This is a genomic window from Hamadaea sp. NPDC050747, assembly GCF_040654195.1.
Taxonomy (GTDB): domain Bacteria; phylum Actinomycetota; class Actinomycetes; order Mycobacteriales; family Micromonosporaceae; genus Hamadaea.
The window spans coordinates 1-14,049 of the sequence record NZ_JBFAHM010000022.1; the positions used below are offsets into that span (position 1 = coordinate 1).

At 66.5% G+C, this 14,049-nt stretch carries 12 protein-coding genes and 3 tRNA genes; 8 read left to right on the plus strand and 7 right to left on the minus strand.

Going from position 1 to position 14,049, the window contains the following annotated elements; all coding sequences use genetic code 11:
- Positions 1-48 precede the first annotated feature (48 nt).
- Positions 49-663, minus strand: coding sequence for a TetR/AcrR family transcriptional regulator (locus AB0H43_RS36640; RefSeq protein WP_360007565.1), 615 nt, complete (start codon positions 661-663; stop codon positions 49-51).
- Between the two features lie 50 nt (positions 664-713).
- On the opposite strand from AB0H43_RS36640, the gene AB0H43_RS36645 reads away from it, so the two are divergent.
- Entirely contained in the window at positions 714-1,754 is a 1,041-nt protein-coding gene (locus AB0H43_RS36645) for a CapA family protein (protein WP_360007567.1), read from the plus strand.
- A 157-nt stretch (positions 1,755-1,911) separates the two neighbouring features.
- The gene (locus tag AB0H43_RS36650) at positions 1,912-2,535 is read left to right on the plus strand and encodes a nucleoside/nucleotide kinase family protein (RefSeq protein WP_360007570.1); all 624 of its coding nucleotides are present in this window, start codon (positions 1,912-1,914) and stop codon (positions 2,533-2,535) included.
- 75 nt (positions 2,536-2,610) lie between these two features.
- On the opposite strand, the gene AB0H43_RS36655 is transcribed toward AB0H43_RS36650, so the two are convergent.
- Positions 2,611-3,468 (minus strand): class III extradiol ring-cleavage dioxygenase, encoded by an 858-nt coding sequence (locus AB0H43_RS36655; protein WP_360007572.1) that lies wholly within the window; start codon positions 3,466-3,468, stop codon positions 2,611-2,613.
- Between the two features lie 62 nt (positions 3,469-3,530).
- Here AB0H43_RS36655 and AB0H43_RS36660 point away from each other — a divergent pair, with 62 nt between their 5' ends.
- The 4 genes from AB0H43_RS36660 to AB0H43_RS36675 all read left to right on the plus strand — a co-directional run bounded on the left by AB0H43_RS36660 (position 3,531) and on the right by AB0H43_RS36675 (position 5,015).
- Entirely contained in the window at positions 3,531-4,613 is a 1,083-nt protein-coding gene (locus AB0H43_RS36660; protein ID WP_360007575.1) for a CapA family protein, read from the plus strand.
- A gap of 126 nt (positions 4,614-4,739) precedes the next feature.
- Positions 4,740-4,812, plus strand: a tRNA-Gly gene (locus tag AB0H43_RS36665).
- A 29-nt stretch (positions 4,813-4,841) separates the two neighbouring features.
- Positions 4,842-4,912 (plus strand) — tRNA-Cys (locus AB0H43_RS36670).
- Positions 4,913-4,940: 28 nt separating this feature from the next.
- Positions 4,941-5,015 (plus strand) — tRNA-Val (locus AB0H43_RS36675).
- A gap of 183 nt (positions 5,016-5,198) precedes the next feature.
- Here the strand turns inward: AB0H43_RS36675 and AB0H43_RS36680 are convergent.
- A complete protein-coding gene (locus AB0H43_RS36680) occupies positions 5,199-5,774 on the minus strand; it encodes a hypothetical protein (protein ID WP_360007578.1) in 576 nt (191 codons plus the stop codon).
- Between the two features lie 449 nt (positions 5,775-6,223).
- On the opposite strand from AB0H43_RS36680, the gene AB0H43_RS36685 reads away from it, so the two are divergent.
- A complete protein-coding gene (locus AB0H43_RS36685) occupies positions 6,224-7,789 on the plus strand; it encodes a CHAP domain-containing protein (protein WP_360007580.1) in 1,566 nt (521 codons plus the stop codon).
- Positions 7,790-7,825: 36 nt separating this feature from the next.
- On the opposite strand, the gene AB0H43_RS36690 is transcribed toward AB0H43_RS36685, so the two are convergent.
- Positions 7,826-8,983 carry a DUF4238 domain-containing protein gene (locus AB0H43_RS36690; RefSeq protein ID WP_360007583.1) on the minus strand — a complete coding sequence of 386 codons (1,158 nt, stop codon included), beginning with the start codon at positions 8,981-8,983 and terminating at the stop codon, positions 7,826-7,828.
- 189 nt (positions 8,984-9,172) lie between these two features.
- On the opposite strand from AB0H43_RS36690, the gene AB0H43_RS36695 reads away from it, so the two are divergent.
- Positions 9,173-10,879, plus strand: a complete 1,707-nt coding sequence (locus tag AB0H43_RS36695; protein WP_360007586.1) for a hypothetical protein — start codon at positions 9,173-9,175, stop codon at positions 10,877-10,879.
- Between the two features lie 7 nt (positions 10,880-10,886).
- Here the strand turns inward: AB0H43_RS36695 and AB0H43_RS36700 are convergent, their stop codons facing one another.
- From AB0H43_RS36700 to AB0H43_RS36710, 3 genes are all read right to left on the minus strand, one after another.
- Positions 10,887-11,984, minus strand: coding sequence for a site-specific integrase (locus AB0H43_RS36700; protein WP_360007589.1), 1,098 nt, complete (start codon positions 11,982-11,984; stop codon positions 10,887-10,889).
- Positions 11,985-12,024: 40 nt separating this feature from the next.
- Positions 12,025-12,486, minus strand: coding sequence for a hypothetical protein (locus AB0H43_RS36705; RefSeq protein ID WP_360007591.1), 462 nt, complete (start codon positions 12,484-12,486; stop codon positions 12,025-12,027).
- Positions 12,487-13,124: 638 nt separating this feature from the next.
- Positions 13,125-14,048, minus strand: a complete 924-nt coding sequence (locus AB0H43_RS36710; RefSeq protein ID WP_360007594.1) for a mycothiol acetyltransferase — start codon at positions 14,046-14,048, stop codon at positions 13,125-13,127.
- Position 14,049 lies beyond the last annotated feature (1 nt).

Sequence of the window (14,049 nt, forward strand, 5' to 3'; positions counted from 1 at the left end):
CCCCGCTCCCTCACCCGGCTGGATCAGGGTTCTCGGTCGAATCTTGGGTCATGATTCGACCGAGAACCCTGATCCAGCGCCCAGGCCGAGCTCGGTTGCGACGGCTTCGGCGATCCAGTTCAGGACGGTGGAACGGTCGAGGACGTCGGGATGGACGGTGAGCTGGACGGCCAGCCCGTCGATCAGCGACGTGATCCGCCAAGCCGCCTTGACCGGGTCGGCACAGGTGAACGCCCCGTCGGCCGCCCCGGCGCTGATCGCCTCGGCCAGCGCTTCCTTCCACCGCAGGTCGAGCCGCCGCGACACCGCTTCCAGCGTCGGGTTGCGCAGGGCCTCCGACCAGCCGTCGATCCAGAGCGCCCAGGCTTTCGACCGGCCGGCGGGGGCGTACAGGTCGATGATCTGGCGCACCTTCTCCGGCGAGGGGAGGTCGGACGAGGCGACCCGGTCCAGTCCTTCGAGGTCTCGGGAGGCCGCGTACGCGAAAGCCTGCGCAAGCAGCGCGTCTTTGTTCGCGAAGTGGTAGAACACCAGCGCCTGGCTGACTCCGGCGGCGCGCGCGACATCCCCCGTACGCGTATTCGCCAGCCCGCGTTCGACGATCACGTCGACCGCCGTCCGCAGCAGCTCGTCCAAACGCACGTCGGCGGGTCGGCGGCTCACGCCGGAAACGGTAACGCATCTGGATCGGAAGACGGCTCGTTGCTCCGGGTATGCGACTCCGCCGATTCGCGCTGCTCATCGCCTGTTTCGCGGCGACGGCCTGCGCCCCCGCCGCCGTCGAGCCCACCGCGCAGTCCACTCCCGCCGCCGCACCGTCGACCGGGAACCCGGAGGTGACGCTCGCGTTCGCCGGCGACGTGCATTTCACGGCCAGGACCCTCGGCGTACTCGATGATGTGCGAAAGCTGGACCCGGTGGCCAGAATGATGGCCGACGCGGACCTGGCGATGGTGAACCTGGAGACGGCCGTGACCACGCGCGGGACGGCGGAGCGCAAGACGTTCCTGTTCCGCTCGCCGCCCGGCGCTTTCGCCGCACTGAAATCCGCGGGCATCGATGTGGTCACGGTCGCGAACAATCACGCGCTCGACTACGGCCGGGTCGGTCTCGCGGACACGCTCGCCGACGCGGCGACGGCGCGGATGCCCGTGGTGGGCGCGGGTTCGTCGGCGGCCGAGGCGTTCGACCACCACCTGTTTTCCATCAGGGGTACGCGCATCGCAGTGCTCGGGATGAGTCAAGTCAGTGAGCTGTGGCAGCGATGGCGAGCGACCGACGACGACGCGGGCATCGCCATGGCGCGGGACACGACCCGCGCCGTCGACGCGGTACGCCGAGCCGCCGCAGCCGCCGACGTCGTGGTCGTCTACCTGCACTGGGGCACGGAGTACGCGAAATGCCCGTCGAAGGAACAGCGCACGCTGGCCCGGCGACTGGCCGACGCCGGAGCCGACATCATCGTCGGTACGCACGCCCACGTGCTGCAAGGCGACGGGTGGCTGGACGACGCATACGTGCACTACGGGATGAGCAACTTCGTGTGGTGGCGCAACGACGCCGCAACCAACGACACCGAAGTACTCCGGATCACGGTGCGATCCGGGCGGGTGTCCGCGGCCGCTGTCGTACCCGCGTACATCGACCGTGATTCGGGGGTTCCCTCGGCTGTCGGCGGCTCCGCCGCCTCCCGGATCCTCGGGGTCCGGTCGCGCGCTGTCGCGTGCTCCGGCCTCTCCCCCTCGGCCCCCTAACCGCGCCGCCTTCCACCGCCTGGCCACCCCCTCCGCCCCTGCCTTATCCCGTCGATCATGAACCTTCGGCCATGATCGACCGGCGTGGCGTGTCCCCGCCACCCTGATCCACTCCGCCAGCAGGTGATCGACTTCGGGAACGTGGCAGACTTTGCCCGTGCTCGATCACCTGCTGCCGCGCGTACTGGAGCTTGTCGCCACCAAGCCGAACCGGGTGATCGTCGGCCTCGCTGGGCCGCCCGGGGCAGGCAAGACGACGCTGGCCCGCGACCTGTGGCAGGCACTAATCGCGCACGGCATCACCAGCGCCATCGTCCCGATGGACGGCTACCACCTGGCGAACGACGAGCTACGCCGGCTCGGCCGGGCCGACCGCAAGGGTGCGCCGGACACCTTCGACGCCGACGGCTACCTGGCGCTGCTGTGGCGGCTGTGCACCCAGTCCCAGTCCACGGTGTACGCACCGTCGTTCGACCACGTCCTGAACGAGCCGATCGCCGGGTCGATCCCGATCGCGCCCAACGACCGCGTCATCGTCACCGAGGGCAACTACCTGCTGCTCGACGAGGAACCGTGGTCCGGTGTCCGGGCGCTGCTGGACCTGTCGGTCTATGTGGACGTCGAGTCGGCCGAGGAACGCGTCGAGGGCCTCATCGAGCGCCAGCTCGCCAAGGGCCTCGAAGTGAGAGCAGCCGAGGACTGGGTCCTGCGCAGCGACGAGGCGAACGCCCGCCTCATCGCCACGCGTAGCGCCACCGCGGACGTCACCGTCACCCGCTAAACCCCCGCACCGCGACCCAACGCAGCGGCGCCGCCAAAGCGCCGCAATGCGACGCGGCCGCCAGGAGCGAGCGCGTCAGCGGACTTGGAAGGACCGCTTCGACAGCCCGAGGAAGTAGCCCTCGATCGTCGTCTCCACGGGCGTATCCGGCCGAGCCGCTGCGCCCATCGTCACGAACAGCGGGATGTAGTGGTCCACCGTCGGGTGGGCGTACGGCATCCCCGGCGCCTTGGAGGCGTACGCCGCCAGGGTGTCCACGTCACCGCGGCCGAGCGCGTCGGCGGCCCAGTCGTCGAAGTCCTTCGACCACCCGGGCGGCGGGTTGCCGGGCGTGAAGTCGGAGCGGCGCAGGAACGGCAGCCCATGGGTCATGAACCCCGACCCGATGACCAGTACGCCTTCCTCCCGCAGCGGAGCAAGCCGCCGCCCGAGGTCCAGCAGCTTGGCCGGGTCCTGCGTTGGCAGGCTCAACTGCACAACCGGCACATCGGCCAGCGGCAGCATGACCTTCAGCGGCACCCACGCGCCGTGGTCGAGCCCACGGCTGCGGTGCTCGTGCAGGTCTTCCCCGTCGGGCAGGAGCGCGGCGACTTTGCGCCCCAGCTCGGTCGCGTCCGGCGTCGGATACGTCATCTCGTAGAACCGGCGCTCGAAGCCGCCGAAGTCGTAGACGAGCGGCGTGCCGGCGGCCGTGCCGGAGATGCTCAGCGGGGCGTGCTCCCAGTGCGCGCTGACGATGAGGACGGCCTTCGGCTTCGGCATCTCCTGCATCCACCCGAACAGCTGGCTCATCCACAGCTCGTCGTCGAGCAGCGGCGGCGCGCCGTGGCCGAGGTACAGGGCGGGCATCGGCCCGTCCTCGGGAGTCCAGACGCGCTGCTCCCGGCTCAGCGGCGCGGCCTGGGCGAGAAAGCGGTCGTACGGGAAGCTCATGACCCCATCGTAGCCCTCTTTGTTGAACCTTCAAATAGTTGACCGAGGCGTATCTTGCTCGTGTGACGCGCATCCCCCTCGCCGCACTCGCCGCCGTGTGCCTGGCCCTCGCCGCGTGCAACACCGCCGCCCCGGACCCAGTCGGCTCCCCCACCACGGCCGCCACCTCCGCCGCGCCGTCGCCGTCGGCCTCGCCCAGCCCGACCGGCCCCCCACCGACCATCACCATGGCCTTCGCCGGCGACGTCCACTTCACGGGGAAGACGGCGAGCCTGCTCAACAATCCGGCCACCGCCGTCGGCCCGTTCGCCAAGCAGCTGTCCGCCGCCGACATCGCCGTCGTCAACCTCGAAACCGCGATCACGACCCGTGGCACTCCGGAGCCGAAGGAGTTCCATTTCCGTGCGCCGCCCAAGGCGTATGACGCCTTGAAAGCAGCCGGGATCGACGTGGCCTCGCTGGGCAACAATCACGCCTTGGACTACGGCCGGGTCGGCCTGGCCGACAGCCTGGACGCGGCGCGCGCGGCCGGCATGCCGGTGATCGGCGCGGGCCGCACCGAGGCCGAGGCCTACGCGCCGTGGGTGACCACGGTCAAGGGTGTGCGCATCGCGATTCTCGCGATGTCGCAGATCCACACGCTCGCCGAATCCTGGGCTCCCACGGCCACGCGGTCCGGCGTCGCCATGTCGCACGACCGGGCCCGCGCAGTTCAAGCGGTACGCGACGCGAAAGCGCAAGCGGACGTCGTCGTAGTCTTCATGCACTGGGGCGTGGAAGGCAGCAACTGCCCGAAGGCGGAGATGACCTCCCTGGCTCGCGCCCTCGCCGCCGCCGGCGCCACGATGATCATCGGTACGCACGCCCACGTGCCCCTGGCCGGCGGCTACATCGGCGCGACCTACGTGCACTACGGGCTCGGCAACTTCGTCTGGTACACCGGCGGCTCCGATCGCCCCAGCTCGGACACGCTCGTGCTGAACGTCACCCTGACCGGCAACCGCATCACCTCGACGACCGTTTTGCCGGGAATCGTGACGTCTTCCGGACAGCCCGCCCCAGCCACCGGCTCCCGGCTGACCTCAGTGAAATCACGGCTCGCAGCAGCCGCCCGCTGCTCCGGTCTCCGCTCATCACCATCATGACCTGCGCGTTTGCGTAGTTCGTGCGCGTCCGACGCGCCCAGGGGGTATCCGGTTTGGCAACGCCCCCTGGAACCCGCTAAAGTTCTTCGAGTCAGCGCGGGCCGCTCACGCGGAACCGGGCCGATTGCGGACGTAGCGCAGTTGGTAGCGCATCACCTTGCCAAGGTGAGGGTCGCGAGTTCGAGTCTCGTCGTCCGCTCGGAGAATCCCCACCCAGGGGAAAGCCACGGTGGAGTGGCCGAGAGGCGAGGCAACGGCCTGCAAAGCCGTGTACACGGGTTCAAATCCCGTCTCCACCTCGGTCCGGCCGCGAAGCCGAACTAGCACGGGCGATTGGCGCAGTGGGAGCGCGCTTCCTTGACACGGAAGAGGTCACTGGTTCAAACCCAGTATCGCCCACCATTTACGCAGGTCAGAGGCTCGCTGGAGATCTTCTCTAGCGAGCTTTCTTGATGTGTGGGTGCCGATCTGCTCCCGAGGATAATTCACCTCCCACTCAGAGGGATAGATGTCCCAAGCTGCGGTTATCCGAATTCGGCTATCGGCAGGTGACTCGTGGAGCGCCCTTCTGGACCAGAGAAGAGGTCAAGACCCGCCGACAATTTGGGAACGGTCGCAGTCGGGGCCACCCTCGAAGGCGATCGGCGGCGTCAACGGCAGGGCCTGGTCCCGTTCGACGCCAAGCACGGTGAAACGTAGCCGCAGGGCGTCGAAGAAGTCTCGAGCGCATCCGATGCTGCCAGGGGCATCAGAGCGCATGGTCAATGTGACGAGCAGGGTTTGGTGCGGCTTCACCGTCACGGTCCTGACCGGGTCCGCGTTGAGTTCGATCGAGGTTATCGGGTAGCGGGACTGCGGGAACTCGTGCGGGTTGGCGCCGAACCTGGTGATCTGTACGAGGAACGGACCAGAGTTGGCGATCGGAACCACGATCCGATAGGCGGCGCCTTCGGCCATCGGGAACCGGTGCTCATTGACGCCGTCGACGGACTGTAATGTCGCGCCAACGGGTGCATTCTCGACGACGCGCGACTCAAGTGCATAGTCGTGAGCGACGCCCTGCCAACCGGCCAACGGCAGCACCAAGCACAGTCCAGCGGCCAAGGTGACCAGCCAGCGGCGGCGCACAGTGGCCTGCGATGGCATTGTTGGCTCGACCATGTGCGCAGGGTAATGGCCCGCCCCGCTCCGCGCGGTCCGTGTCGTCGCCGGCGCGGCGACGCAGCAGGGTGTGAGTCCCGTCGGCTGGGGCGGTGAACGTCGAGGCGAGGCCTGTCCGGGTGCAGCTGATGTCGATGATCGCTCTTGTTGTCGTGGTGCGCGGTCCGCGGGCCGAGACAAGTGCCACTCTCCACGTGTCCGGCGCCCAATTCAACCCGGTCGTCACCTTCGCCGACTGGGTGGTCCACTCGCACTGGCCAACGCCTTAGCTCGTCCATGCCGCTGTCAGGGCTTCCGCCACTCTCTCCAGCTAGCCCGAAAGGGTCGCACCGGCTTCTGCCGGACACAAGGTTCTCACCAGCTCACGGATTGCATTTGGACGGTGACTCTCGGAAGGTGATTGCGGACGTGTCCAAGCCAGTTGGCGGCCGAGGTAAGCGAGGTACCGCATGAAACGCATCTGGGTATCCCTAGCGGTGTTCGCGGCATTGACATCTTGGATGACGATCGGTTCCGCGAGCGCGGCTGCGGTCGGCTCGCCGATGAACGCCAGCAACCCCGCTTGGGTCGATTACTACACGCATCCCGACAACCCGTCGACCAAAGCGGCTTTTTGCGCCGAGGGCGGAGCAGCCGTCTTCAGGGAAGCGGGCGGCGTGCCAGCATGCGGCCCGACGGGTTCTACCCCGATCTGGGTGCCGACGGATACGGCCAACCCCGCATCGGGTATCCCGACCGGACCGATCTCGGGGTTCCAATGCGTCGAGTTCGCCGAGCGCTATCTTTATGTGCGATATGGGTTACCGGGGCTCAGTGGGCTGACGGGTGCAACGCTGGTGGATCGCTACGCCCAGCAGCACTCTTATATTGCTCAGCGGACGAATGGAGACCGCACGGGGCTGCCCGCCGTCGGTGACGTCATTAGCTTTGCTGACAACCTTCGCAACCCTGACGGACACGTAGCTATCGTCACCGCGGTCACCCCAGACGCGAAGCGGCCCGGCAAGGGCATGATCACGTTCCTAGGACAAAACCAGAAACTGAGTGGTCCTGCTCCGACTGCCGCCGAAGCCACGATCAACTACAGCGACGGTGTTCTGCAGATCAGCTCCTATAACAAGGATTATCGTCGGGTCACCTGGCTCGCATTGAGCGCTCTGCCGCGCCACGGCGCGGTGACGGCCTGGGGCTGGAACGGCAACGGCGAGACCGACGTGCCGACCGGACTGAACAATGTCAGCGCGATCGCCACGGGCCTGCACCACACTCTCGCGATCAAGCTCGACCGGACCGTCGTCGCGTGGGGTCCGAACTATTACGGCGAGCGGTCCGTGCCCGCCGGACTGAACAATGTGGTCGCGGTCGGTGCCGCCGACGTCCATTCCGTGGCTCTCAAAGCCGACGGCACTGTGGTCGCCTGGGGCGCTGATCCCTACGGCGAGATCGACGTTCCGGTTGGCCTTACCGGCGTCACATCGATTGCCACTGGTCCGGGAGCGCGGTTCACCCTCGCGCTGAAGTCGGACGGCACTGTTGTGGCGTGGGGGTCGCAGTTCCAGGGAGAAACGAGCGTGCCACCAGGGTTGAGCAACGTCGTCGCCGTCGCGGCGGACGCACAGCACGCCTTGGCGCTACGGGCTGATGGCACCGTGATCGCGTGGGGCAGTAATTACCACAATGAATCGATCGTCCCGTCGGGGTTGAGCGACGTCGTGGCGATTGCCGCCGGCCACTATCACAGCATCGCGCTGCGGCGCGACGGCACGATCGTCGAATGGGGCGCAGCGGACTACTACTACAACGGCGTCGAGCATGTCGAGCCCTTGACTCCTCCCAGTGGCAGCGGTTTCGTCGCGATCGCCGCTGGCGAGGATCACGACCTTGCCCTCCGGTCTGATGGTTCGATCTCGGCCTGGGGCGCCAACTACGTCGGCCAGCTGAACTATCCCGCCGGCATCACATCCGCCATCACGGTCAGCGGCGGTGGTGCGTTCAGCGCCGCGATCATCTCGTAACGTCCGCTCAGATGCAGAACGATGGTGAGCCGAGGGTCATGAACGTCCGAGAATCCTGGGCATCCTCGGTGACGGGGCGGCCTGCAACTCCCGGCTCAGCCTGGTTCCGCCGTCGCAGATGTTGACAATTGGACCCACCGGCGGCAAGGGGCACGTCCGTACCGAATCATGATCGACATGGGCGGCGATCCAGCTGTAGGCCTGGTCGATCACAAGCCGGTTGACCTCCTCGGCGGCATCGACGGCGTCTTGTCCCGCGAGATCGATGTGCGGGTCGGTGTCGCTTCCCTCCGGGCCGAACACGAGTAAAGACCTCGGCCCGACCGGCAGCATGATCATCTCGGCGACCGCAACGCCCGACGGTTTTGTGGGATAGATGTGCACGAGCTCGCGGGTCTCGCGTTTGGCCTGGCGATTCTTGCGCAGCCTGATGCGGCGACCCTTCGCCGATCGGAAGCACTCGGGCAGATGATGCACATGATCGTCGTTGACGACCAATACGGGCTCGTCCCCGGTTATCAGTAGCGGCGCGTCAAGGGTCACGCGGGTAACCGGGCGTCGCATCAGCGCCCCTGCGAACGCCTCTGAGGCCGTGAACAGTCGGATGTGCTCGTTGGGGTGCGGGACGGCCGTCAACCCCGCAAGCTTCTTGCCAAGTTTGGTCCCGCCGTGCATTAGGTGGACGTGATAGTTGGCGAGCAGTTCGACTTCGCGACGCGTCCGCAGTCCTCGAACATTCTGCATCGCCATGAACGTCGCCAGCGTCATGCGCTCGTCGACGGTCAGCGGGACGGCGGCGCGAAACGGGCTAAGCAGGCGCTGGAACAGCTCTGCTGTCTGATTCTCTATCATGCACAGGACCTGTTCCATGGAAGCGTCTTTCTCACCGTCGTTATTGATGACCGTGTAGAAATCGCGGATGGCCAAATCCTTGAATGACTGGACGCGGAACGTGCCGTTGTCTCGATCTCGCACCAGCAGGTGCCCGCTCGGGGAGGCAAACAGACGCAGATAGAACGCTGGTACGACGTGGTGACGTGCACCGACACCTTGGCTGATGTCGACATTGTCGCTCCACTGGCGGGCTCGTGCGTCCGCCAGGACACTCAGACGCTCAAGGTACGACCCGGGGCGTAAGCCGTCTTGGGTCCATCCTGTCAAGCGCGCGACGCCCGATGGATCGTCCGGATTCATTTGAGCCACCCTAGGATTGCGCTTCCCTTCCAGGCAGCGCTCCGCGGTACGAGCGCGCTGCCGATGAGCCTGCCACGCCGGTGCGACATATCGGCGCCAATATCGACCGCATCGCCCGACACCATAGGGCCGGGTTCGGACAGCGCTCGGTTCGTGCGGACTGTCGTGCCCTGGTGGTTAGCTGGAGCAGTGACAGCCGTGAACTGGGAGCGTCATCCCGGCGAGACGATCGAGCAATTCATCGCTGCGATGCTGCTTCTCGACCATCCGCACGGAAATCTCATCACCCCTTCTCAGGGCGACCGTGGTGTCGACGTGCGCATCGAGCATCCCGATGGCTTCGACGTCTACCAGATCAAGCGGTACACCGGGCCGCTGACCTCCGCTCAGCGCCGGGAGGTCACAAAGTCGTGGAAGGCGTTCGCAACGCAGACCTTGCCCGCCCTACGAGTACGCGCCTGGTACCTGGTCACGCCGTGGGATCCGACCAACGAACGCCTGGAATGGCTCGACGGCCTCACCGCCGGAGCGGGCGTACCGAGCCGGTGGGTCGGCCGGGCAGCTCTCGACGGAATGGCATCGCGGCACCCCCGACTGATCGGCTACTACTTCGGCGACGGCGGCGCTCAGATTCTCGAACTGATGGCCGCTACCACCGCCGCCGGCAAAGAGCTCCAATCCGATCTGCCTGCCGATGCCCTCCTCGAAGCAGTCGTGCTGCGCCAGCGTCACCTCGCACGCGCGTTGAGCGAGGTCGACCCGTTCTACCGGTACAGCATCGACGTGCGCGCCGGCAGGATGGCTGATCTGCCATTCGACGCCGACCCGGCCGCGGCGGCCACGAAGTATCATCAGATCGACGAAGAGCATTACTCCGTGCTCAAGGTGTATCCGCTGGCAAGCGCATCTGCGCAACTTCGGCCGATTCAGTTCACGCTGCATATCGAGGTCCAGCCTGGGTCGGCGGAGCAGGAAGCCATGCAGGCGTTCTTCCGCCACGGCGCGCCGTTCGAGAACATGCCCGGCAACCTGATCAAGGTGTCCGGACCTCCCGGGGTGGGCGCCGATGGACTCGGATTGATCAGTTTCCTGGTGAAATCAGCACCCTCCGATCTGCCCGATCTCGAACTTCGAGTCGTCTCACCAGATGGTGCAGTGCTCGAAACGATTCCCCTCGTCGACATCAAGGCAAGCCACGGCGTGGACGGAGGAGACGGAGCGTGGCTCGGTGGCACCGACCGCTCGAAGTCGCTGCAGGTGCAGTTCCTGCTTCACGGTGAGGACGGCGACGAACTCTGGTTCAACTCTTCCCCCACCGTTGGGAAACTACCGGCCGACGTCTTGCCGATCGTCCGAATGACGGCACAGATGATCGAAGGAAACCAACTGATACTCGCAGTCCGCGGAGGGCAACCTGTCACCTCGCCATGGCCGATAACCGACTCAGAAGCGGCACGGTTGGCGCGACGGCCACTGGCCGCCCTGGAGGCACTGCAGACCGTGCAACAGCATGTCTTTCAGCGCGTCGTCGTGCCCGACTTCGACACCCTGCCAGCCCAGGAGATCAATGATCTGCTGTTCACCGCCAGCATGCTTCGCGGCGAACAAGTCCAGCAAACCTGGCAGGCCATCAACTGGCCGATCACCGCCAACGGCCCCGACCCCGACGCGCTGTTCCACCCGATACTGACCCGTCCGCTCACCCTGAGGCTCGCCGGATTCACATACGAATTTGAGCTCGACGTTCGGACGATCTGCACTGCCAGATTCGAGGACCCTGAAGCATTCCGGGCCGGCCAAGAAGGCGACATCGTCCGCGCCATCCCGGGCAACGACCCATACGCGTACGCCCAGGCAGTGCCTCGATCATCGCAAAGCAACACCGCCAGCTCATAACCAACGGTCACCAGACAGCCCCCGACGCCTGCCACCGCTTCTCCAGTTTCTTGATCAGTTTGGTGCGCATGCGTGGGGTGACGACGTTGCCGTAGCGTTTGCGGATATCGGGTAGCAGGTGGCCCAGACGCTTGGCGGCGAGGACTTCGCGGATGTTGTCGTCGTCCATCCAGGTGCGATGTGTGTGGCGCAAGTCGCCGAGCCGCATTCCGGCGATGATCGGCTCCCAGCCGATGCGGCGGTCGCCGTTGCAGGCGGGGTCCCACATACGGTTGCGGAAATCGGCCGGATCTAGCCAACCACCGGACGGGGTACAGAACACCGTCGGCTCGTCGTGCCCGGCCAGGACCAGCCCGAGTCCGTGAACGAGGAACGGTGGGAGATCGATAGTACGGGCAGACTCGTCGGTCTTCGGCGGCCCCAGCCAGGTGCCGGCGCTCGAGAAGTGCAGCGCGCCGGCGAACTCGTCGACTTTCAAGACTGCGTCGCCGAGGTGGACGTTGCTGCGGTCGAGGGCGGTCAATTCCTGGAACCGCATCCCGGTGTAGGCGGCGGTGACGACCAGGACCAGCATGCACATCGTGGGCATCCGGCAGGCGACCTGCCACACCTGCGCCGGCGTCGCGACCGGCCGCTGAGGGAGCGGACCGCCAGCTATCCGCAGCCGGGCGGTCGGATCCGACACCGCGTAGTGGGCGTCGACCGCGTCACGGATCATCGTGCCCAGCAGCGTGACGACCGTCCGCGCCGACGTGGGTGCCATCTTCGTCAACAACACGCCCGCGAACTCTTCGACCCGCAGCTTGTCGATCGCCGTCAGCGGCTCGTCGCCGAAGGCGGGCAGGATGTGTGTGTTGACCATCGACGTGTATTTGTCCCGGGTGACTGGGCTGCACAAATGCTTCGGCAGCCACACGTCCGCCCACTGCTGCACCGTCGGCACCGTCCCGACCGCCACCGACGCGAGTTTCGCCTGGATCGCGTGCAGTTGCGCCACACGCAACCGGGCGGTGTTCAGCTTCGGATGCGTCGAGTCGGTGATCACCTTCCCCGCGTGCCGGTAGCGGACCCGATACCCGTCACCATGTTGTTCAAACCATGCCATCGTCGCTCCTCCTCTCCGAATCGGATCACGAATGTGTTGCCTATCGGCGGGCGTACCAAGGCTTTCTGCGTGCTCGGCCCGGCCGATCCGGCGGCGGGTAGAACACGGGTGCGACCGGGCCTGCGTCCCTGCTGGCGGTTGTGGTGGCCGGGTCCCACGTGTTGATCACCTGCCAGACGAGGTCCTCCATCGCCTGCCGGGTGACCGGATCCAGCGGCAACTGCCGCAGCCGCGGCAGGATGACCACCTGCAGATAGTCGGGATTCCACGCCAGCGCCGTCTCCGACGCCAAATACGAGAACAACCACGAATGCGTCCACTGGCCTAGAGTCGGCACCCCACGCTCAGCCAGCAGCCGGGCCAGCCGGGTCTCGGCCTTCAGGTCCCGCGCCCGCAACTGCGCGGCAGCCTCCGAATGATGCGTCGAGTCCGTCACGATCCGGCCATCGACACGATGCCGAACCCGGAACCTGTCCCCCGCGATCTTCTCCACCCACGCCATAGGACTCACCACCTGGAAAGGCCCATCACCAACGTCGGCGCGGTACCCATGAAACGGCGGCTGTCTCGAGAACTTCGCCTGCGTCAGCCGACCGAACTACCGCACAACGCCGATAGCTACTAGATCGGGTGAATCGGGCGTACGGGGCTAGACGCGCGGCGGTCCTCGGCGGATTCTGTACGTAGGACAAGACAGATGGCGTGGAGCAGATGTGGAGCAAGACCCCGTCCGCAACTGCACACAACGGCTCTGAACTGGGGCGCAACGGCAGGCAACTGCATGGACAATGGACCCAAGATCGAACATCACCCCAGGTCAGGGGCAGGATGCGCGCACCGTTGACACGGAAGAGGTCACTGGTTCAAACCCAGTATCGCCCACCATTTCACGAAGTTCAGAAGCTCGCTAGAGAAAATCTCTAGCGAGCTTTCTTGATGTGTGGGTGCGGTTGCGCTCCCGAGGATGATTCGCCACCGCCGCGCTGCCCGGCTGGCTAGGCACCGATGGTCGCGATGGTTTCGAGGCCGCTTTCGGCCTGAGCAACGTCGTGCTGAACCACGTGCACGCGTTGGCCGTAGCGATCTTCGAGGCTTATCGCCGGACGTCGCATCGGCCGCGGCCGCTTCCGGCCGTGCCTTTCACAGCGGACGGCTGAACATCTTCCGGTTGGCGAAGTTGCGGTATCCGGCGCGCTGGAATGCTTTGAACATGGCGATGTTGCCGGCGTCGCAGTCGCCGCGGATCTCGGTGTTACCGGCTGCGACCAGCAACTGCGTGCCGCGCGCGACGACGCTGGTGGCGTAGCCCTGGCCTCGTCCCGCGCGCGCTACGGCGACCAGCCCGATCACCGCCGAGCTGGGCGTACGCGCGGGGAGGCTGGCCGCGACGGGCTGGTCCCGCTCGTCGTAGCCGATCTCGAACCAGCCGGGTTCGTGGTCCATCTCCAGCATGTCGGCAAGGTTGCGCTCGGCCGCCTCACGCAGGCCGTGCTCGGCGATCTCGGCCTGCCAGATCGAGTCCTTGGTGTCGGCGAACGAGTCCGCGAGCAGCTCCACGAACGGCTCCTGGCCCAGGTCGGACAGCGAGCGCCAGCGCAGGCGGGCGTCCTGCGCGGGCATCGGATCGCCGGCGGTCCACAGGAACCGGCACCCGTCGCGCGCGACCGTGAAGCCGGTGGCGGCCAGCAGCGTCTCGCGTAGTTGCGGGTCACGCTGGAACTGCGGCGCCTGCGCCGGGGTGTCCAGGACGTGGCCCTGGTTCTGCGCGCCGAGCGAGCGGGCGAGGTCTGCGGCGTGGGCAAGCAACTCCTGGCCAGTGGCTGGGTCGCCGGGCTCCAACAGCACGATGTCCATGGGGACCGTGCGGCCCGGCACCGTCCACAGCACTACGTTGCCGATCAGCGCGCCGTCTCGCTCGGCGACCAGGCACCACTCCGGGCGGGTGCAATCGTGCTCGAGCAGTCCGGCCAGGTACGCCGAGGTCGCGGCGTTGCGTTCGTCATCGTTCGGAAAGGTCGTCAGGGCGGGCAGTTCGTCGGCCCGGGCGGCGCGGATCGTCAGCACA